Here is a 19757-nt window from a genome sequence, read left to right as displayed (position 1 = left end):
CGTCTGGAGTTTCGTAGTGATCGCCGCCAGCGGGATCGAGCTGCGCGCGGGTTCGCGCCTGCTGCTCGACCATGCCACCTTCCGCATCGCCGCCGGGGACCGTGTGGGGTTGGTGGGTCGCAACGGCGCCGGCAAGACCACCCTGACCAAGGTCCTGGCCGGCCAGGGCCAGCCCGCCGCCGGCAGCGTGACCACGTCGGGGCAGGTGGGCTACCTCCCGCAGGACCCGCGCACCGGTGACCTGCACGTGCTCGCCCGCGACCGGGTCCTCTCGGCCCGGGGCCTCGACCGCATCATCACCGACATGCGGGCGGCCGAGAAGGCGATGGCCGACGCCGACGACGAGACCCGCGAGAAGGCGATGCGCCGCTACTCCCGGCTCGAGGGCGAGTTCACCACCCTCGGTGGGTATGCCGCGGAGTCCGAGGCTGCGTCGATCGCCTCCGCGCTCGGTCTCGACGAGCGGGTGCTCGGGCAGCCGCTGTCGACGCTGTCCGGCGGGCAGCGTCGCCGTGTCGAGCTGTCACGGATCCTGTTCTCCGGTGCCGAGACGCTGCTCCTCGACGAGCCGACCAACCACCTCGACGCCGACTCCATCGCCTGGCTTCGTGACTACCTCAAGGGCTACAAGGGTGGGCTCGTCGTCATCAGCCACGACGTGGAGCTGCTCGAGGCCGTGGTGAACCGGGTGTTCCACCTCGACGCCAACCGTGGCGAGCTCGACCAGTACAACGTCGGCTGGAAGGCCTACCTGCTCCAGCGGGAGACCGACGAGCGGCGCCGCAAGCGGGAGCTGGCCAACGCGCAGAAGAAGGCCGCAGCCCTCATGGAGCAGGCCGAGAAGATGCGGGCGAAGGCCACCAAGGCCGTCGCTGCCCAGAACATGATGCGCCGCGCGGAGAGGATGCTGGCCGGGGTCGAGGGCGAGCGGGTGCAGGACAAGGTCGCCAAGCTGCGGTTCCCGGAGCCTGCGCCCTGCGGGAAGACCCCGCTGCGGGCCAGTGGCCTGTCGCGCAGCTACGGCTCGCAGGAGGTCTTCACCGACGTCGACCTGGCCATCGACCGGGGCTCACGCGTGGTGGTGCTCGGGCTCAACGGTGCAGGCAAGACCACCCTGCTGCGGATGCTCGCCGGCGTCGACGAGCCGGACACCGGCCAGGTGGAGCCGGGTCACGGCCTGCGGCTGGGCTACTACGCCCAGGAGCACGAGAACCTCGACGTGTCGCGGAGCGTGCTCGAGAACATGAAGTCGGCCGCGCCCGACAGCTTCGGCGAGACCGAGGTGCGCAAGGTGCTCGGCTCGTTCCTGTTCAGCGGCGACGACGTCGAGAAGTCCGCCGGGGTGCTGTCCGGCGGCGAGAAGACGCGCCTCTCGCTGGCGATGCTCGTGGTGTCGTCGGCGAACGTGCTGCTGCTCGACGAGCCGACCAACAACCTCGACCCGGCGTCGCGTGCGGAGATCCTCGGCGCACTGCGGACCTACAAGGGTGCCGTCGTCCTCGTCACGCACGACGAGGGCGCCGTCGACGCGCTGGAGCCGGAGCGCATCCTGCTGCTGCCCGACGGCGTCGAGGACCTGTGGGGCCAGGACTACCGCGACCTCATCGCCCTCGCCTGACCCGATCATGGCCGGCTTCCTCTACCTCGTGGTGCTGCCGGCAGAGCTCGTGCTGCTCTGGCTCGCCCTCGGGTACTGGCGCCCGATGTGGGCACGGGTCGCGTCCTCGGCCTTCGTGCTGGTCGTCGTCGGCGCAGTCATGCTGGTGCTCGACCCGTGGCAGATGGGTCTGGCATTCGGCGCGGCCCCCGCGCTCGTGGCGCTGGTGGCCCTGCCGTGGCACGTGAAGGACCTGCTGAGCCGACAGCACGACCGAGCGATCCAGGGCGGCTCGCGATGAGTGCAACGGCGCCGTTGAGCGTCGTCCCTGCCGGCCGGGCCGATCAGGCGGTTGCCTCCTGTGCGGTCGTCACGGGGGCGGGAGTTCTGGGCAGCATCGCCGATGCCGCGAGGCCGACGACACCGACCAGGGCCAGGACGGCGAGCGCGAGCCCGTAGGAGCGCTCCGGGGTGGCCGTGATCCCCGCGACGAGGATGGTGCCGGCGATGGCGGTGCCGAGCGATGAGCCCAGGTTGGACACGCTGCGCGACAGGCCCGAGATCTCGCCCTGGAGCTCCTCGCCGAAGGCCGACTGCACCAGGTTGACCGACGGCGTCAGCATCAGGCCGACTCCGAGCCCGATCAGGAAGAGCCCGGGGGCGAAGACCCAGGCGCTGGTGAGGTCCTTCGACACGGCGAGGGAGACCATGGTGAGGAAGACGACGATCCCGGCGGTCGTCAGGAGGAAGCCGCCCATGATGAGGGTCCTCTGGGCACGCCGCTTCGCGAACCGCTCGGCCCCGAGCGACGACGCCAGCAGGCCGACGGTGGCTGCCGTGAAGATCACCCCGGTCTGGATCGCGTCGTAGCCGTGGACCACCTGCAGGTAGGCCGCGACCGTGAACGAGACTCCCATCAGCATCAGCCACTGGGCGTTCTGGGTGATGAGTCCGAGGTTGGACGTGCGGTTCCGGAACAGGCTCGTCGACAGGAGCGCCTCCTTGCCGGCGCGCTCCTTGGCCCGCATCGACAGGAAGAACCACAGCAGGACCAGCGAGCCGGCCGCCACCAGGCCGAGCATCAGCCAGATGTTGTTGTCGGTCGCCAGGATGCCGCTGACCACCAGGATGAGGCCGACGGACGACAGCACCGCCCCGCCGGTGTCGAAGGCTCGCGTCGGGTCCGGCGGCAGGGGGTCCTCGACATGGCGGCTGAGCAGGACGATCGCCGCGATGACCAGCGCCTGGAAGACGAAGGCTGCCCGCCAGCTGATGGCCGAGGTGATGAGGCCGCCGATGAGTGGTCCAGCTGCCGCGCCGACGCCGCCCATCGCGCTGATCGCGCCGAACGCGCGGGCCCGTGAGGTGATCTCGGTGAACAGCAGCGTCGTGAGGATGTAGACGGGTGGGATCAGCAGCGCGGTGCCGACGCCCTCGAGGATCGAGTTGCCGAGGATGAGGACGCCGAGCCCCGGCGCTGCCGCGCTGAGGAGCGCGCCGACCCCGTAGACCACGAGCCCCAGCGTGAAGAGCCGCTTGCGTCCGTAGCGGTCGGTCAGCTTGCCCCCGGGGATCATGAGCGCCGCCATGACGAGCAGGAAGATGGTGATCGCCACCTGGATGCCCTGGACGGTGGTGTCGAGGTCCTTGCTCATGTCGTTGATCATCACGTTCATGTTCGAGCCGGCGAAGCTGCAGATGAACTGGGCGAGGGCGAGGGGCACGAGCACCCTCCGCAGGGCCTTCGACGGTCGTCCGGTCGTGACGTGGTCGGCCATGGTGGCTGCCCTTCAGGTCGGTCGCGTGTCCGGCGACACACGGCTGCGGGTCGTCCATCGATCGTCCGGTCGTCCAGCCGGCACGGGCAGGGACCAACGTCCCGTCCGGCCCCGGGTCCGGGGACTTCGGCCCTTCCGGTGTCGTGGACCGGCCCCCTCCGGTGTGGTGGCCCGTCGGGGCGGTAAGCCGATGCCAGACTGGCCCGGTGACCCGAGCCGATCGGCTCAGCGCCCTGGACGCGATCTTCCTGCCGATGGAGACCGACACCCAGTCGCTGCACGTCGGCTCCGTCCTGGTCCTCGAAGGTCCTGCGCCGGACCCCGCGTCGTTCCGGGAGCACGTCGTGGGGAGGTTGGCGTCCGTGCCGGTCCACCGGCGCCGGGTCCAGACGATGCCACTGGACCTCGGTCGGCCGGTCTGGGTGGACGCCGCGGACTTCGACCCCGCCGACCAGGTCCACCACACCGTGCTGGCAGCCCCTGGTGAGGACTCGCAGCTGCGGACCCTGGTGGCGCGCCTGATGGTGCCGCGCCTCGACCCCGGTCGTCCCCTGTGGGAGGTGTGGCAGGTCGACGGGCTCTCCGGTGGCCGCTGGGCCGTGGTTGCCAAGGCGCACCACACGATGGTCGACGGGCAGTCGGGAGTCGACCTGGTGCAGTCCCTCCTGTCCGGCGCGCCCGACGGTGGGCCGGCGTCACCAGAGCCACCAGCACCACCACCGCAGCCGGCTCCGTCACGCGTCGTGCTCGTGGGTGCGTTGCTCGCGTGGCTGGTCCTCCTGCCGGTTCGCGCGCTCCGGTTGCTGCTGCGGTCGCTCCGCGCTCCGCGCGAGGCGTGGCTCCGCACCAGGCGCCTGCGGTTCGGGCTGTCCCAGGTGCTGCGGCCCGACCTGCCGCCGTCGGTCCTCAACGGGCCGTTGAGCCGCCGGAGGATCTGGAGCTGGACCGGGTGCGACCTCGCCGGTGTCGAGCGGGTCGCGCGCCGGCAGGGCTGCACCGTCAACGACGTGTTCCTCGCCGCCCTCTCTGGCGGTTACCGCCGGTACCTGCTGGAGCGGGGGGAGTCCTTGGACCAGATGGTGCTCCGGGCGATCGTGCCGGTGTCGCGCAGGGTGCCCGGGCAGACGGGGTGGGCGGGGAACCTCTCCTCGGCGATGTTCGTCGAGCTGCCTGCCGACCTCGCGGCCCCAGCCGCCCGGCTGGCCGCGGTGGCCGAGCGGACAGCTGCCCAGAAGTCCCGTGAGGTGGCCGACGCGACGGCTGCCGTCGTGCGCCTGGCCGACCACATCCCCGCGCCGTTGCTGGCTCGGGGAGCCCGGGCCTACGGCCGGTCGGGCCAGGGGCGGGTCAACGTCGTCGCGTCGAACGTCCGCGGCCCGGCTCAGCCGCAGTACCTCGCGGGCCGCAGGCTGTTGGAGCTGGTGCCCTACGTCCCCATCGCGCAGGAGATCCGCGTGAGCGCGGCGATGGTCTCCTACGCCGGCCGGCTCACCATCGGCATCACGGGCGACGGCGAGGCCCTGCCGGATGTCGACCGCCTCGTCGTCGCCGTCGGACAAGAGCTGGGGCGACTCGTGGGAGAGCTGGGCCGGCCCCGCTCCTAGTGGGCCGGCCCGGCCCTCGTCCCACAGTCCAGTCCTACACACGGGGTAGGACTTCCACCCAAATAATGGACGGTTATGGATGCCATAACGGCATGCGATCCACACTGGTGACCGCGCACCTGTCCCCGCCACCCGGCATACCCAGCCACCCGGCATACCGAGCCACCCGGCATACGCAAAGGATCGCCCGTGTCAGTCGAGACCACGCCTCGCCAGGCCCCGGCCGCCCGCCCCAACCGGCAGGCCGGCAAGGCCACCGGTGCCTGGGCCGACGGTGACCGCACTCCGCTGAACCACAACGAGGCGTTCAAGCAGGACGACGACGGCCTCAACGTGCGGACCCGCATCGAGGAGGTCTACGCCAAGGAGGGCTTCGAGTCCATCGCCCCCGACGACCTGCGCGGCCGGATGCGCTGGTGGGGCCTCTACACCCAGCGCAAGCCCGGCATCGACGGCGGCCAGACCGCCTCGCTCGACCCGGCCGAGCTCGACGACCAGTACTTCATGCTCCGCGTGCGCAGCGACGGCGGGGCGCTGAGCACCGTGCAGCTGCGCACCGTCGCCGGCGTCAGCACCGAGTTCGGCCGCGACACCGCCGACATCACCGACCGGCAGAACATCCAGCTGCACTGGATCCGGGTGGAGGACGTGCCCGAGATCTGGCGCCGGCTGGAGGCGGTCGGCCTGACCACCGCGGAGGCCTGTGGCGACACCCCGCGCGTGATCCTCGGCTCGCCGGTCGCCGGCATCGCGGCCGACGAGGTCGTCGACGGCACCCCGGCGGTGCGCGAGATCCTCGAGCGGTACATCGGCAGCCCCGAGTTCTCCAACCTGCCGCGCAAGTTCAAGACCGCCATCTCCGGCTCGCCCAGTCTCGACGTCGCCCACGAGGTCAACGACGTCTCCTTCGTCGGCGTGCACCACCCCGACTTCGGCCCGGGCTTCGACGTCTGGGTCGGCGGAGGCCTGTCCACCAACCCCATGTTCGCCCAGCGCCTCGGCACCTGGGTCTCGCTCGAGGAGGTCCCCGAGGTCTGGAAGGGCGTCGTCTCGATCTTCCGCGACCACGGCTACCGTCGGCTGCGCAACCGGGCCCGCCTGAAGTTCCTCATGGCCGACTGGGGGCCGGAGAGGTTCCGGGAGGTGCTCGAGAAGGAGTACCTCGGGCGCGCCCTCGTCGACGGCCCGGCCCCGGAGCAGCCCAGCGGCCACCGCAGGGACCACGTCGGCGTGCACGCCCAGAACGACGGCCGGTTCTGGGTCGGCGGCGCTCCCGTCGCGGGGCGCGTCAGCGGCACCACCCTGTATGCCGTGGCGGAGCTGGCCGAGCGCCATGGCTCGGCTCGCGTGCGGCTGACCGCCCACCAGAAGATCCTCGTGCTCGACGTGCCGGAGGAGGAGACCGCCGCCGTCGCCGAGGGGCTCGAGGCCCTCGGCCTCCCGGCGGCCCCGAGCGAGTGGCGTCGAGGCGTCATGGCCTGCACCGGCATCGAGTTCTGCAAGCTCGCCCTCGTCGAGACCAAGGCCCGGGCCCGCACGGTGGTCGCCGAGCTGGAGCGCCGGCTCCCTGACTTCGACGTGCCCTTCTCCATCCACGTCAACGGCTGCCCCAACTCCTGTGCCCGCACCCAGGTCGCCGACGTCGGCCTCAAGGGCATGGTGCAGAAGGACGACGACGGCAACCTCGTCGAGGTCTTCCAGGTGCACCTCGGAGGCGGACTCGGCACCGAGCCGTCGCTGGCCCGCAAGACCCGGGCCCTGAAGGTGCGTGCCGAGGACCTGCCCGACTACGTCGAGCGGCTCGCCGGTCGCTACCTGGCCCAGCGCGAGGCAGGGGAGTCCTTCGCCGCGTGGGCCCGCCGCGCCGACGAGGACGACCTCCGATGAGTGGGCACCGCGCCACCACGGCCGTCTACCACTGCCCCTTCTGCGCCGAGGAGGACCTCTGGCCCGTGGAGGAGCCACGCGGGGCGTGGGAGTGCCGGGCCTGTGCACGGGTCTTCACCGTCGAGCTCGTCACCGTCGACACCACCGCGATCCCCGGCCGCCTGGCCGAGGAGGACGCACGGAGAGGAGGACAGGCATGAGCACCACACCCACCGCACGGGACACAGCCGAGCTGCGCGCCCTCGTCGCAGCCGGCACTGCTCGGGTCGAGCAGTCGGCCACCCGGCACTCGGACGCCGGGCACGACCGCCACGAGGTCGTGGTCGAGCAGTCGCGCGAGGCCCTCCGCTGGGCTGCAGAGGAGTTCGGAGACCGGCTCACCACCGCCAGCAGCATGGGCGACGAGGTGCTCGTGCACCTGCTCGGCACCACCGTCCCCGGCGCCGACGTCTTCTTCCTCGACACCGGCTACCACTTTGCCGAGACGCTCGGCACCCGTGACGCCTACGCCGCGATGCTGCCCCCCCTGAGCATCCGCACGGTCACGCCGCGGCAGACCGTCGCGGAACAGGACGCCGAACACGGCCCGCGGCTGCACGACCGGAACCCGGACCTGTGCTGCACGCTGCGCAAGGTCGTTCCGCTCGAGGACGCGATCGCCGGACACGAGGCCTGGGTCACCGGCATGCGCCGCGAGGACGCCCCGACCCGCACCGACATCGACATCGTCGGGTGGGACGCACGACGCAAGGTCGTCAAGCTCAACCCCCTCGCCCTGTGGACCCAGGACGACGTCGACCGCTACGCAGAGGAGCACGGAGTCTTCCTGAACCCGTTGCGCCAGCTTGGTTTCGCGTCCATCGGCTGTGCACCGTGCACGCGTCCTGTTGCTGACGGCGAGGACCTCCGAGCCGGTCGCTGGGCCGGGAAGACCAAGACGGAATGCGGGCTGCACACATGAGCACGACGACCACAGAGACGACCACGGAGACGAACCCAGTGACGAACACCGTTGCGGCGCAGGCACTGTCGGCCGACACGGTGCCAGCCGACTACGTCCTCGACCACCTCGACCACCTCGAGTCGGAGGCCATCCACATCTTCCGCGAGGTGGCGGGTGAGTTCGAGCGGCCGGTGATCCTCTTCTCCGGCGGCAAGGACTCCGTGGTGATGGTGCACCTGGCCCGCAAGGCCTTCGCACCGGCGCCGCTGCCCTTCCCGCTGCTACACGTCGACACCGGGCACAACTTCCCCGAGGTGCTGGACTACCGCGACGCCACCGTGGCCCGCCTCGGCGCCCGGCTGGTCGTCGCCCAGGTGCAGGACTACCTCAACGACGGGCGGCTGCGCGAGCGCGCCGACGGCACCCGCAACCCACTGCAGACCGTGCCGCTGCTCGACGCGATCGAGGAGAACCGGTTCGACGCCGTCTTCGGTGGCGGGCGCCGCGACGAGGAGAAGGCCCGCGCCAAGGAGCGCGTCTTCAGTCTCCGCGACGCGTTCGGCGCCTGGGACCCGCGGCGCCAGCGACCTGAGCTCTGGGACCTCTACAACGGCCGGCACACCGCCGGCGAGCACGTGCGCGTCTTCCCGCTGTCGAACTGGACCGAGCTCGACGTCTGGCGCTACATCGCCCGCGAGGACATCGAGCTCCCGGAGATCTACTACGCCCACGAGCGTGAGGTGTTCCAGCGCGACGGCATGTGGCTGACCGCCGGTGAGTGGGGCGGCCCCAAGGCCGCCGAGACCACCGAGACGCGCCTCGTGCGCTACCGCACGGTCGGCGACATGAGCTGCACCGGCGCTGTCGAGTCCGACGCCACGGATGTCGAGGCAGTGATCCTCGAGGTCGCCGCCAGCCGCCTCACCGAGCGAGGCGCCACCCGCGCCGACGACCGGCTCTCCGAGGCCGCCATGGAGGACCGCAAGCGACAGGGGTACTTCTGATGACCACCACCCTCCCCGCGCCCACTGCCGCCGCCGCGGCACACACGGCCGGCGCCCCGGCTGCGGGCCACGACCTGCTCCGGCTGGCAACCGCCGGCAGCGTCGACGACGGCAAGTCGACCCTCGTGGGCCGGCTTCTCTACGACACCAAGTCGGTGCTCACCGACCAGCTCGACGCCGTCGAGCGGGTGAGCCGTGACCGGGGGCTCGAGGCGGCCGACCTCGCGCTGCTCACCGACGGCCTGCGTGCCGAGCGCGAGCAGGGCATCACCATCGACGTCGCGTACCGGTACTTCTCGACGGCGACCCGCTCCTACGTCCTCGCCGACACCCCGGGGCACGTGCAGTACACGCGCAACATGGTGACCGGCGCCTCGACGGCCGAGCTCGCCCTGATCCTGGTCGACGCCCGGCACGGAGTCGTCGAGCAGACCCGGCGCCATCTCGCCGTCACGGGCCTCCTCGGCGTGCGGCACGTGGCCCTCGCCGTCAACAAGATGGACCTGGTGGGCTGGGACGCCGAGGTCTTCGGCGACATCGTGGGCGAGTTCGCCCGGCTCGCAGGCCGGTTCGGCATCGACGACGTCGCCGCAGTGCCCGTCTCCGCCCTGCTCGGCGACAACGTGGTGGACCGCTCCGCGCACACCCCCTGGTATGCCGGGCCGACCCTTCTCGAGCACCTCGAGGCCGTGCCCGTGGGCACCAACCCGGCGCTGGAGCCACTGCGCTTCCCGGTGCAGTACGTCGTGCGTCCCCGCACGGCCGAGCACCCCGACTACCGCGGGTATGCCGGGCGGCTGGCCTCCGGGGTCGTGCACCCGGGCGACGAGGTGGTCGTGCTGCCGTCCGGGCGCCGCACCACCGTCGTGGGGATCGACCGCGCGGCCGCCGACGGCACCGTGGAGGAGCGCGAGCTGGCGTTCGCGCCGCAGAGCGTGGTGCTGCGCCTCGCCGACGACATCGACATCTCCCGCGGCGACATCATCGCCGCGGCCGACCGCCCGAGCACGCTGACCCGCTCGCTGACCGGCACCGTGGCGGTGCTCGCGGATCGCACGCTGCGTACCCGCGACCGCCTGCTGCTGCGGGTCGGGACCCGCACCGTGCGCGCCCTCGTCGACGACGTCGTCGACCAGCTCGACATCGAGACGATGGAGCACCGACCGGCGCCAGACGGCCTGTCCCTCAACGCCATCGGCCGCGTGCGCCTGCGGCTGGCCGAGGACGTCGCCATCGACGACTACCGCGAGCTGCGACGCTCCGGAGCGTTCCTGCTCATCGACGAGTCCGACGGCGCGACGCTCGCCGCCGGCATGGCCGAGGCGCCCGACCGCAGCGCGGGGGAGGGGATCTGATGGAGAGCGCCTACCCGCTCGCCCTCGACCTCAGCGGACGCCGTGTGGTGGTCGTGGGCGGCGGTCCGGTCGCGGCCCGCCGCACGCTGGGCCTGCTGGCGGCGGGTGCCGCCGTCGAGGTGGTTGCCCCGTGGGTCACCGAGGAGCTGCGCGACGCCGCCCTCGAGGGCAGGCTCGTCTGGCACGAGCGCGACTACCTCGTCGGCGACCTCGTCGAGCCCGAACCGGCGTGGCTCGTGCACACCGCCACCGGCGACCGGCCGGTCGACGACGCCGTGGCCGCCCACGCCGACGCGGCACGCATCTGGTGCGTGCGAGCCGATGACGCGTCCGCCACTGCGGCCTGGACGCCCGCCGTGGCCCGCGGTGCCGACGGCACACCCGCCGAGGGCGTCACCGTCGCGGTCACCGCTGGAGGAGACCCTCGCAGGGCCACCGCCGTCCGCGACGCCGTCACCGCGGCCCTCGAGAGCGGCACCCTGCCGGTGCGCCGGGTGCGCCGGCAGGGTGCTCGCCCGGCAGACCCCACCGTCGAAGGGGGACCGGCACCGGTGGGGTCGGTCGCCCTCGTCGGTGGCGGCCCCGGCGCGGACGACCTCATCACCGTCCGCGGACGCAGCCTGCTCGCCGCGGCCGATGTCGTCGTCACCGACCGCCTCGGGCCCCGCGGCCTGCTCCAGACCCTCGCGACCGACGTGGAGGTGGTCGACGTGGGCAAGACGCCCGGCAACCATCCGGTGGGCCAGGACCGCATCAACGAGATCCTCGTCCACCACGCGAAGGCAGGGAAGAACGTCGTGCGGCTCAAGGGGGGTGACCCCTTCGTCCTCGGCCGCGGTGGTGAGGAGGCGCTCTTCTGTGCCCAGCACGGCATACCGGTCGAGGTCGTGCCGGGGGTCACCTCCGCGGTCTCGGTGCCGGCAGCCGCCGGCATCCCGGTCACGCACCGGGGCATCACGGCCTCCTTCGTGGTCGCCTCCGCCCACGAAGGTGCCGACGCCGTGGTGACCGCCCTGAAGGACGCCCCGGCCGACGCCACCCTCGTGCTGCTGATGGGCGTCACCCGGCTGGCCGACACCGCCACCGGCCTCGTCGCTGCCGGGCGGTCGCCGAAAACGCCCGTCGCGCTCATCGAGTCGGGATGGACCGAACGCCAGCGCACGACCGTCACCACCCTCGAGCGCGCAGCGGCCGATGCCGAGGAGGCAGGCGTGAGGGCCCCGGCGATCGTCGTGGTCGGCGACGTGGTGCGGGTCCGCGAGCAGCTCGGCGACCTCGCACCCCGACCGGCGTAGCCTGCTGCGGATGACCGAAGCGCCCGACATCGTGCTGCTCGCGCACGGATCCCCGGACCCGAGGCACGCCGGCGGCGTGGAGGCCCTGGCACGGCGAGTGCGCGCCGCCGCTCACTTGCGGGGCGTCCACACCGCCTACCTCGACCACCACGGGCCCACGCCGGCCGAAGCGGCTGAGCAGGCCGGCCACGGCGTGGTCGTCCCGGTCCTCCTCACGCCGGCGTACCACGCGAGGGTCGACGTGCCCGCCGCCGTCGACGCGATGAACGCGGTCGGTGGCCCGTTCACCGCCTCTGCGGCCCTCGGTCCGCACCCGCTGCTGCTCCGCGCCGCCGCGGCCCTGCTGGCCCGGGCCGGTGTGCCGGCCCGGCCGTCCACCGCGGTGGTGCTGTATGCCGCCGGGTCCAGCGACAGCGCGGCGGTCGCCAGCGTCGGGGAGACCCTCGAGGCCCACGGGACACCGGGGGAGTGGGGCCCCTGGCGCGTGGCCGCCCTCGACGGCGGCAGCACCCTGCCCGATGTGCTCGCCGGGCTGCGCGGGCAGGCCGAGGAGGTGGTCGCCGTGGCGTTCATGGTCGCCGAGGGCGTGCTGCGCGACCGGATGGCCGAGCACTGCGACGCGGCCGGGGTCCGTCTCGTCCCGGGCGCCCTCGGTGACACGGAGGCCGCCGCCGCCCTCGTGGTCGAACGGGCGGGTAACCTGCCGCGGTGACCGAACAGCGGACCTCCGGCCAGGACCGGCCCCATCCCCACCTGCGGGTCGACCGCGAGGGCCCGGTGCTGACCATCAGCCTCAGCAACCCGGAGCGACGCAACGCCAAGACGCCGAGCCTGTGGCTGGCCCTCGCGGAACTCGCCGAGACGCTCGACCCGGAGGTGCGCGTGGTGGTGCTGCGTGCCGACGGCCCGTCCTTCTCCGCCGGCCTCGACCTCGCCATGCTCACCCCGGAGGGGGTCGACGGCGAGGTCTCGATGCTGGAGCAGGCCGCGCGCGGCGCGCAGGAGATGGCCGACGTCATCGCCCCCTTCCAGCGCGGCTTCTCGGCCTGGGCCGACGTCGACGCCGTGGTGGTCGCCGCGGTGCAGGGACACGCCATCGGGGCCGGTTTCCAGCTCGCGCTGGCGGCCGACCTGCGGGTGGTGGCCGACGACGTGCAGCTCGCCATGCGCGAGACGTCGCTGGGCCTGGTGCCCGACCTCGCCGGCACGGCGCCGCTGGTGCACCTGGTCGGCTACAGCAAGGCCCTGGAGATCTGCGCGACGGGTCGGACGGTCCATGCCGACGAGGCGGTCGCCATCGGGCTGGCCTCGGTGGCCGTGCGGGTCGACGAGCTGGAGGCCACGACCGCCGACCTCGTGTCAGCGCTGCTGGCAGCCCCCGAGCCGGCCCTGCGCGAGCTGAAGCCGTTGCTGCGAAGGGCCGTCACCGCGACCCGCGACGACCAGCTGCGGCACGAGCGCGAGGCACAGGGGCGCCTGATGCACGCGCTGGTGACCCGACCGCGGCACTGAGCCCGACGGCATACCCGAACCGCCTTGTCGGCGGCGTCGGCGATGATGGTCGGGAATCGAACCGCACCGCCCGGTGTTGAGTGGCTCGACGAGAAGACATGAGCGCCACGGGAGCAGGTACCCCGCACGGATGGCGCGGAGGGAGGCCCCATGAGCATGCAGGGTTGGCACGCGATGCGGTCGCTCACCAAGGACGACTCGGTCAAGGACCGCAAGCTCGCCCCGGGCACCTCCCGGCGGGTGATGGGCTACGCCCGTCCCTACCGCCGCGAGATCGTCGTCTTCGTGGCGCTCGTCATCGTCACCTCGGCCCTGGTGGTCGCCACCCCCTTGCTGCTGCGCAAGCTGATCGACGAAGGCGTGACGCCGAAGAACCGCACGGTCGTCATCGAGCTCTCGCTCCTGGTGGCGGCCCTGGCCGTGGCCGAGGGCGTGCTGTCGCTGGCGCAGAGGTGGTACTCGGCACGGATCGGTGAGGGCCTCATCTACGACCTGCGCACGCAGGTGTTCTCCCACGTGCTGCGCCAGCCGATCGCCTTCTTCACGCGCACCCAGACCGGTGCCCTCGTCAGCCGCCTCAACAACGACGTGCTCGGTGCCCAGCAGGCGTTCACGTCCGTGCTCTCGAGTGTGGTGAGCAACGTCGTCTCACTGGCCCTGATCATCGGCACCATGGCGAGCCTGTCGTGGCAGCTGACCCTGGCCGCCCTGGCGCTCGTGCCGTTGTTCATCATCCCGGCCCGGGTCATGGGGCGCCGCCTCGCCGGGCTGACGCACACCCAGATGAACCTCAACGCCGACATGGGCAACCGAATGACCGAGCGGTTCAACGTCGCCGGCGCGCTGCTCGTCAAGGTGTTCGGGCTGCCGGCGCGCGAGGACGTCGAGTACGCCGAGCGTGCGGGCGGCGTGCGTGACATGGGCGTGCGGATCGCCATGAACCGCAGCATCTTCTTCGTCGCGCTGACGCTCGTGGCGTCGCTCGCGACGGCCATGGTCTACGGGTTCGGCGGCCTCATGGCGGTGAACGGCACCCTCACCATCGGCACGCTGCTCGCGCTGACCGCGCTCCTCGCGCGGCTCTACGGCCCGCTGACGTCGCTGTCGAACGTCCGTGTCGACATCATGACCGCGCTGGTCTCGTTCGAGCGGGTCTTCGAGGTGCTCGACCTCCAGCCGCTCATCACCGAGAAGCCGGAGGCGAAGCCGCTGCCCACCGGTCCGGTCGGGGTCGAGCTCGACCACGTCGGCTTCCGGTACCCCGCGGCCGACGAGGTGTCCCTGTCGTCGCTGGAGACCACCGTCACCGGTGACCGGCGCGGCGGCGGCACGGTGCTCAAGGACGTCACCGCCACCGTCGAGCCGGGCCAGGTCGTCGCCCTCGTCGGTCCCAGCGGCGCCGGCAAGACCACCATCACCAACCTCGTGGCCCGGCTCTACGACCCGACCTCGGGTGCGGTCCGCGTCAACGGTGTCGACCTGCGTGACGCCACCCTGGAGTCGGTGCACGCCACCATCGGCGTCGTCACCCAGGAGGCGCACCTGTTCCACGACACCATCCGCGCCAACCTGTCCTACGCCAAGCACGACGCCACCGAGGAGGAGATGGTGGCCGCGCTCAAGGCGGCCCAGGTCTGGAACCTCGTGGACTCGCTGCCCGAAGGGCTCGACACCGTCGTGGGCGACCGCGGGCACCGGCTCTCCGGTGGCGAGAAGCAGCGCCTGGCCATCGCCCGCCTGCTCCTCAAGGGACCCGGCCTCATCGTGCTCGACGAGGCGACCGCACACCTCGACAGCGAGTCGGAGGTGGCGGTGCAGCGGGCCCTCGACGAGGCGCTGAGCGGCCGCACCGCCCTGGTCATCGCGCACCGCCTGTCGACCGTGCGCGACGCCGACCAGATCCTCGTCGTGGAGAACGGGCGCGTGGTGGAGCGTGGACGGCACCACGAGCTCCTCGCCCATGGCGGGCTCTACGCCGACCTCTACCGGACGCAGTTCGCCGAGCAGGCCGACGGCATCGTCGCCTGACGGCGCCGCCGCGGACACGGTGCGGGTGGGCGCCCCCGGAGGTGCTGGCTCTGCCCACCCCACCGCGGGGCTGCCATACTCCCGCCCTGCTCTCGTGGCGCGACCGTCGCCGCGCGCGACGTCGCCCCTCGGCAGGCTGACAGGGCGAAGGCCCCTGTTTGCGTGCAGGTGCTTGCGTTCACTCTGGCGGTGGTGGGGGACCGTGGGGACACCCGAGGAGCACGCCATGTCAGTACGTCGTCTCATGTCACTGCATCGTTCCGCGGCCGCAGTGGGGGGAGCGCTCCTGCTCGCCGCCCTGACCGTCTCCGGCACCGCTGCCGGGCCTGCACAGCACCCCGGAGCCGCACCGGCCGCACCGGCCGCCGCGGCAGCCTCGCCCTCCGTCGCAGCCCCGGGGGTGGCGGCCACCGGGAGGTACATCGATGCAGGGGCGGTCTTCCAGATCGACGTGACCTACGCCTGTCCGTCCAAGTCCACCGGTTCGCTCTCGGTGGAGGCGCACCAGAACCTGGGTGACGGCTTCGTGGCCAATGGTTGGGGGTACGCCCGGGCGAACCCGACCTGCAACGGGAAGAAGCACACGGTGCGGATCCCTGTCGTTCCCACCGGTGAGCGTGGCTTCACCCGTGGAGCGGCATACACCATCACCGAGTTCATCAGCTGCCCGCCGAAGACGCAGGTCTGCGACCCGGTGCCCACTGAGCGGACGATCGCCATCCGCTGACGGACGTCAGGCAAGGTCGCCGCGGACGGGGCGAAGGCCCCTGTTTGCGTTCGGGTACCCGCGTTGACTCTGGCTGTGGTGGGGGACCGTGGGACACCCGAGGAGTACGCCATGTCACTTCGTCGTTCTATTTCAGCTCATCGTTCCGCCGCAGGCGTGGGGGGAGCGGTCCTGCTCGCCGCCCTGACCGTCTCCGGCTCAGCGGCCGCGCCGGCCCTGCACGCCGATGCCGCCAAGACGGCCGTGGCAGCCGCACCAGCGGCACTGCCGTCCATCACCAAGCCACGCGTGACCATCGCCTCGACAGCGTCACTGGTCTCCGCCGGCTCGGTCTTCCACCTCGACATCGGCTACACCTGTACGGCGAAGTCGAGCACCAGCATCAACCTCGAGGGGCACCAGAACCTGAACGACGGGTTCGTCGCCAACGGCTACGGCTTCAGCCGGGTGGCGCCGGTCTGCGACGGCAAGACGCACGCGATGCGGGTGACCGTCGTGCCGATGGGGGAGCGCGGCTTCACCACGGGTCCGGCGTTCGTGATCGCCGACGTGTCGTCCTGCACCGCTGACGGCAAGACCTGCCTCGGGGGGTCCCTGGAGCGGACCCTGACCGTCCGCTGACGCTCGGGCGACGGCCGTCGACGCTCAGGCGTCCTCCTCGTCCCAGACCCTGACCTTCCGCGGCTTGCCCGCCGACGGGCGTTCCGTGCCGCCCTCGCCCTCGAGGCCCTCCCGGTACTCGCGGCGGACACCGAAGAAGACCAGCACGAAGCCGACCGCCATCGAGCCCCACCACTGGAACGCGTAGGCCTGGTGCGGTCCCAGACCGGTGTCGGGGCGCTCCAGCCGGTAGGGGCGCGGCGGCGTGGCACTGCTGCCGGCCACCTGCTCCCGGTCCAGGACGAGGTAGGCGCCCAGGACGTCGGTGCCCACCTGCTTCTGCGCCTGCGGGACGTTGATGCTGGCGAGCTGGCCGGCGGGCAGGTTGCGACCCAGGGACCTCTCCGACTGGCGCAGCCACCCCGTCACCGTCACGGTGCCGGTCGGTGTCGGAGGGATGTTCGGCAGGGTCTCGGCGTTCTCGGCGTTCGGGACCCAGCCCCGGTCGATGAGCAGGGTGCGCCCGTCGGCGAGGGTGAAGGGGCTGAGCACCTCGTAGCCGTAGGTGCCCTCCAGTGGACGGTTCCGGACCAGCAGCGGCTCGCTCGCGGCATACCGGCCCTGCGCGGTCACGCGGGTCCAGTCCAGCCTGACCGGCATGGGACTGCTGCCGACCTGGCCCGCCAGCGGCACGGGCCGGGCGTCGTAGTGGGCGTTGATCCGGTCGGCCCGCACCTTCTTGCCCTCGTAGCGGTGCCACTGCCACTGGCCGAGGAAGTAGGCGGCCACGGCGAACACCGCGGCGAGGGCCAGGGCACCCAGCCAGCGGGGCGTAGCGAGAACCCGGAGCACCGGATCACGGTACCCGGCATAGTCTGGTGCCCATGACCGGCCTCCCGTTCCCGCGCCCGCGCGCCCAGGGCACCTCGTTGCCAGAGGGCACGACCGGGCTGCCGGACCAGTTCGGCCGGGTGGCGCGCGACCTGCGCGTCTCCGTCACCGACCGCTGCAACCTGCGCTGCACGTACTGCATGCCCGCCGAGGGATTGCCCTGGCTGCCGAAGCCGGAGATGCTCACCGACGAGGAGATCGTGCGCCTCGTGGGGATCTTCGTCGGCCTCGGGGTGCAGCAGGTGCGCCTGACGGGTGGTGAGCCGCTGCTCCGTCGTTCGCTGGTCGACGTGGTGCGCGGCATCGCCGCCCTGGAGCCACGGCCCCGGATCGCGATGACGACCAACGGCGTGGGGCTCGACCGGCTCGCCCAGCCGCTGGCCGACGCCGGGCTCGACCGCGTCAACGTCAGCCTCGACACCATCGACCCGCAGGAGTTCGCCACCCTGACCCGGCGCGACCGGCTGCACGACGTGGAGGCAGGGTTGAAGGCGGCTGCCGCAGCCGGGCTGGAACCGGTCAAGGTGAACGCGGTGGCGATGCGGGGCGTCAACGACACCTCGGTGCCCGAGCTGCTGCAGTGGTGCCTCGACCGCGGCTACGACCTGCGCTTCATCGAGCAGATGCCGCTCGACGCCCAGCACGGCTGGGACGCCACCAGCATGGTCGCTGCCGCGGAGGTGCGCGCGCACCTCGAGGAACGCTTCACGCTCACCGAGCTGCCCGCCGAGGACCGGGGGAGCGCGCCCGCCGAGCTGTTCCTCGTGAACGGCGGACCTGCGACGGTGGGCATCATCGCCAGCGTCAGCCAGCCGTTCTGCGCCGCCTGCGACCGGGTGCGGCTCACCGCCGACGGCCAGGTGCGCAACTGCCTGTTCTCCCGCACCGAGACCGACCTGCGGGGGCCGCTGCGCGACGGCGCCACCGACGAGGAGCTGGCCCGGCTGCTGCAGGGCGAGATGTGGCGCAAGGCGCGGGGCCACGGCATCGGCGAACCCGGCTTCGTGCAGCCGGACCGCCCCATGTCCGCGATCGGCGGCTGACCGACGGGTCGAGCCCGCTCAGCCGGCATCGGCCGGGATCTCCGCCGCGGGCACCGTCTCCTTGAGGAACCCGCGGACGGACAGGAACTCGCCGAGGCTGACCCGGTGCTCGTCGCACGCCAGCCAGACCTTGCGCCGCTCGGGCGTGTGCAGCCGCGGGTTGTTCCACAGGTGTGCCCAGGTGGCAGTGGCGCGGCAGCCCTTGGCGCTGCAGACCAGACCGGTGCTCACCGCTCGATCTGCCGGGTGTGGTCGACGATCGGGGTCACGGGGTTGGTGCGGCCGGCGGTGCGGGGCCGGACCGCGTTGGCCATCACGACCGCGATGTAGGGCAGCAGGACCGCGGCCACCGAGAAAGAGCCCCACACCCACCACGGCGCGCCCTGGGTCGCCGTCACCGCGGCGAGGATGAAGCACGCCGTGCGCACGCCCATGGTGAACAGGTAGCGCCGGATCCGGGCGGCCTGCTCCTCGGCGAGCGACTCCGGCGCCGAGGTCACCGACTGCACCACCACAGGTGGCTGGCGGCGATGGGGTCCCGGCATGCCTCCACGATAAGCCGCCGTCGGGGCGGATGACGCGCCGGTATGCCGTCGGGCCGGGCACCAGGAGCACGCGCCACCCCCCGTCTCGATGCCGACTACCCATGGGTAGTCGGCTAGCGTCACCGGCAGACCTGCGGGCCGACCGCCTGCAGCGACGCGCACCGCCTCGACGAGCAGGAACGAGCAGAGGAGACCCATGGCCGAGGGCCGCAACGTGCTGGTGACCGGGGGCAACCGGGGGATCGGCCTGTGCATCGCACGGGCCTTCGCCGACGCCGGCGACAACGTCGTCATCACCCATCGCTCCGGCGAGCCGCCGGAGGGCCTGCGCGGGGTGACCTGCGACGTCACCGACACCGCCTCCGTCGACGCCGCCTTCACCGCCGCCGAGGAGCTGCTCGGGGGCCCGGTCGAGGTGCTCGTGGCCAACGCCGGTGTCACCAAGGACCAGCTCCTCATGCGCATGAGCGACGAGGAGTTCGACACCGTCATCGACACCAACCTCGCGGGTGCCTTCCGCTGTGCCCGCCGCGCCAGCAAGGGCATGATCCGCCTGCGCAGGGGCCGCATCGTGCTCATCTCCAGCGTCGTCGGCCTCTACGGGTCACCGGGGCAGGCCAACTACGCGGCGAGCAAGTCGGGCCTCGTCGGCCTGGCCCGCTCGATCACCCGTGAGCTCGGTGGTCGCGGCATCACCGCCAACGTCGTGGCGCCGGGCTTCATCGAGACCGACATGACGGCCGCCCTGCCGGAGGAGCGGAGGAAGCAGTACCTCGCCAGCATCCCCGCCGGCCGCTTCGCCACCCCGGAGGAGGTGGCCGCGGCGGTGCGCTTCGTCGCCTCGGACGAGGCGGCATACATCTCCGGCGCGGTCATCCCGGTCGACGGCGGCCTCGGGATGGGCCACTGACCCGGGCCGACACGGCACCACGGAACCGGCCCGCACCA

General features: G+C 72.2%; 20 protein-coding genes. 16 read left to right on the top strand and 4 right to left on the bottom strand.

Features of this window, described 5'->3' with window-relative positions:
• Positions 1–16 precede the first annotated feature (16 nt).
• Both BMW78_RS12945 and BMW78_RS12940 read left to right on the top strand, forming a co-directional pair.
• Positions 17–1618: an ABC-F family ATP-binding cassette domain-containing protein gene (locus tag BMW78_RS12945; RefSeq protein ID WP_091760396.1), complete on the top strand. Its 1602-nt coding sequence runs from the start codon at positions 17–19 to the stop codon at positions 1616–1618.
• Positions 1619–1625: 7 nt separating this feature from the next.
• Positions 1626–1898 (top strand): hypothetical protein, encoded by a 273-nt coding sequence (locus BMW78_RS12940; protein ID WP_091760393.1) that lies wholly within the window; start codon positions 1626–1628, stop codon positions 1896–1898.
• Between the two features lie 43 nt (positions 1899–1941).
• Here the strand turns inward: BMW78_RS12940 and BMW78_RS12935 are convergent, their stop codons facing one another.
• Positions 1942–3375 (bottom strand): MFS transporter, encoded by a 1434-nt coding sequence (locus BMW78_RS12935; RefSeq protein ID WP_091760390.1) that lies wholly within the window; start codon positions 3373–3375, stop codon positions 1942–1944.
• Positions 3376–3581: 206 nt separating this feature from the next.
• Here BMW78_RS12935 and BMW78_RS12930 point away from each other — a divergent pair, with 206 nt between their 5' ends.
• From BMW78_RS12930 to BMW78_RS12875, 12 genes are all read left to right on the top strand, one after another.
• Entirely contained in the window at positions 3582–4979 is a 1398-nt protein-coding gene (locus BMW78_RS12930; protein WP_091760387.1) for a wax ester/triacylglycerol synthase family O-acyltransferase, read from the top strand.
• A 189-nt stretch (positions 4980–5168) separates the two neighbouring features.
• The gene (locus BMW78_RS12925) at positions 5169–6866 is read left to right on the top strand and encodes a nitrite/sulfite reductase (protein ID WP_091760385.1); all 1698 of its coding nucleotides are present in this window, start codon (positions 5169–5171) and stop codon (positions 6864–6866) included.
• Entirely contained in the window at positions 6863–7066 is a 204-nt protein-coding gene (locus BMW78_RS21040; RefSeq protein WP_091760383.1) for a hypothetical protein, read from the top strand. Before BMW78_RS12925 ends, BMW78_RS21040 begins: the two co-directional genes overlap by 4 nt.
• Entirely contained in the window at positions 7063–7827 is a 765-nt protein-coding gene (locus BMW78_RS12915) for a phosphoadenylyl-sulfate reductase (RefSeq protein WP_091760380.1), read from the top strand. The genes BMW78_RS21040 and BMW78_RS12915 overlap by 4 nt, the downstream gene beginning before the upstream one ends.
• Positions 7824–8813, top strand: a complete 990-nt coding sequence (gene cysD / locus BMW78_RS12910; protein ID WP_091760376.1) for a sulfate adenylyltransferase subunit CysD — start codon at positions 7824–7826, stop codon at positions 8811–8813. Before BMW78_RS12915 ends, cysD begins: the two co-directional genes overlap by 4 nt.
• Positions 8813–10168, top strand: coding sequence for a sulfate adenylyltransferase subunit 1 (locus tag BMW78_RS12905; RefSeq protein ID WP_091760373.1), 1356 nt, complete (start codon positions 8813–8815; stop codon positions 10166–10168). Before cysD ends, BMW78_RS12905 begins: the two co-directional genes overlap by 1 nt.
• Entirely contained in the window at positions 10168–11463 is a 1296-nt protein-coding gene (gene cobA, locus BMW78_RS12900) for a uroporphyrinogen-III C-methyltransferase (RefSeq protein ID WP_091760369.1), read from the top strand. The genes BMW78_RS12905 and cobA overlap by 1 nt, the downstream gene beginning before the upstream one ends.
• A gap of 10 nt (positions 11464–11473) precedes the next feature.
• Positions 11474–12175, top strand: coding sequence for a sirohydrochlorin chelatase (locus BMW78_RS12895; protein ID WP_091760366.1), 702 nt, complete (start codon positions 11474–11476; stop codon positions 12173–12175).
• On the top strand, positions 12172–12975 hold the full coding sequence (locus BMW78_RS12890; protein ID WP_091760363.1) for an enoyl-CoA hydratase/isomerase family protein: 804 nt from the start codon (positions 12172–12174) through the stop codon (positions 12973–12975). Before BMW78_RS12895 ends, BMW78_RS12890 begins: the two co-directional genes overlap by 4 nt.
• Before the next feature lie 150 nt (positions 12976–13125).
• On the top strand, positions 13126–15003 hold the full coding sequence (locus tag BMW78_RS12885; RefSeq protein WP_091760360.1) for an ABC transporter ATP-binding protein: 1878 nt from the start codon (positions 13126–13128) through the stop codon (positions 15001–15003).
• 226 nt (positions 15004–15229) lie between these two features.
• Positions 15230–15730 (top strand): hypothetical protein, encoded by a 501-nt coding sequence (locus tag BMW78_RS12880; RefSeq protein ID WP_143056250.1) that lies wholly within the window; start codon positions 15230–15232, stop codon positions 15728–15730.
• A 111-nt stretch (positions 15731–15841) separates the two neighbouring features.
• Positions 15842–16351, top strand: coding sequence for a hypothetical protein (locus BMW78_RS12875; protein ID WP_143056249.1), 510 nt, complete (start codon positions 15842–15844; stop codon positions 16349–16351).
• A 24-nt stretch (positions 16352–16375) separates the two neighbouring features.
• Here BMW78_RS12875 and BMW78_RS12870 read toward each other — a convergent pair whose 3' ends face one another.
• Positions 16376–17182, bottom strand: coding sequence for an SURF1 family cytochrome oxidase biogenesis protein (locus tag BMW78_RS12870; protein ID WP_091760353.1), 807 nt, complete (start codon positions 17180–17182; stop codon positions 16376–16378).
• Between the two features lie 32 nt (positions 17183–17214).
• Here BMW78_RS12870 and moaA point away from each other — a divergent pair, with 32 nt between their 5' ends.
• Positions 17215–18264: a GTP 3',8-cyclase MoaA gene (moaA, locus tag BMW78_RS12865; RefSeq protein ID WP_091760350.1), complete on the top strand. Its 1050-nt coding sequence runs from the start codon at positions 17215–17217 to the stop codon at positions 18262–18264.
• 18 nt (positions 18265–18282) lie between these two features.
• Here moaA and BMW78_RS12860 read toward each other — a convergent pair whose 3' ends face one another.
• Together BMW78_RS12860 and BMW78_RS12855 are read right to left on the bottom strand one after the other, a co-directional pair.
• Positions 18283–18495 (bottom strand): hypothetical protein, encoded by a 213-nt coding sequence (locus BMW78_RS12860; protein WP_091760347.1) that lies wholly within the window; start codon positions 18493–18495, stop codon positions 18283–18285.
• Positions 18492–18809 (bottom strand): DUF3099 domain-containing protein, encoded by a 318-nt coding sequence (locus BMW78_RS12855; protein ID WP_091760344.1) that lies wholly within the window; start codon positions 18807–18809, stop codon positions 18492–18494. Before BMW78_RS12855 ends, BMW78_RS12860 begins: the two co-directional genes overlap by 4 nt.
• Before the next feature lie 196 nt (positions 18810–19005).
• On the opposite strand from BMW78_RS12855, the gene fabG reads away from it, so the two are divergent.
• On the top strand, positions 19006–19719 hold the full coding sequence (fabG, locus tag BMW78_RS12850) for a beta-ketoacyl-ACP reductase (protein WP_091760341.1): 714 nt from the start codon (positions 19006–19008) through the stop codon (positions 19717–19719).
• The last annotated feature ends 38 nt before the right edge of the window (positions 19720–19757 follow it).

The sequence above is a fragment of the Pedococcus cremeus genome, from assembly GCF_900111375.1.
GTDB lineage: Bacteria > Actinomycetota > Actinomycetes > Actinomycetales > Dermatophilaceae > Pedococcus_A > Pedococcus_A cremeus.
Note: the sequence above shows the minus strand (reverse complement) of the source record. Positions and strands in the feature narration are given on the sequence as shown.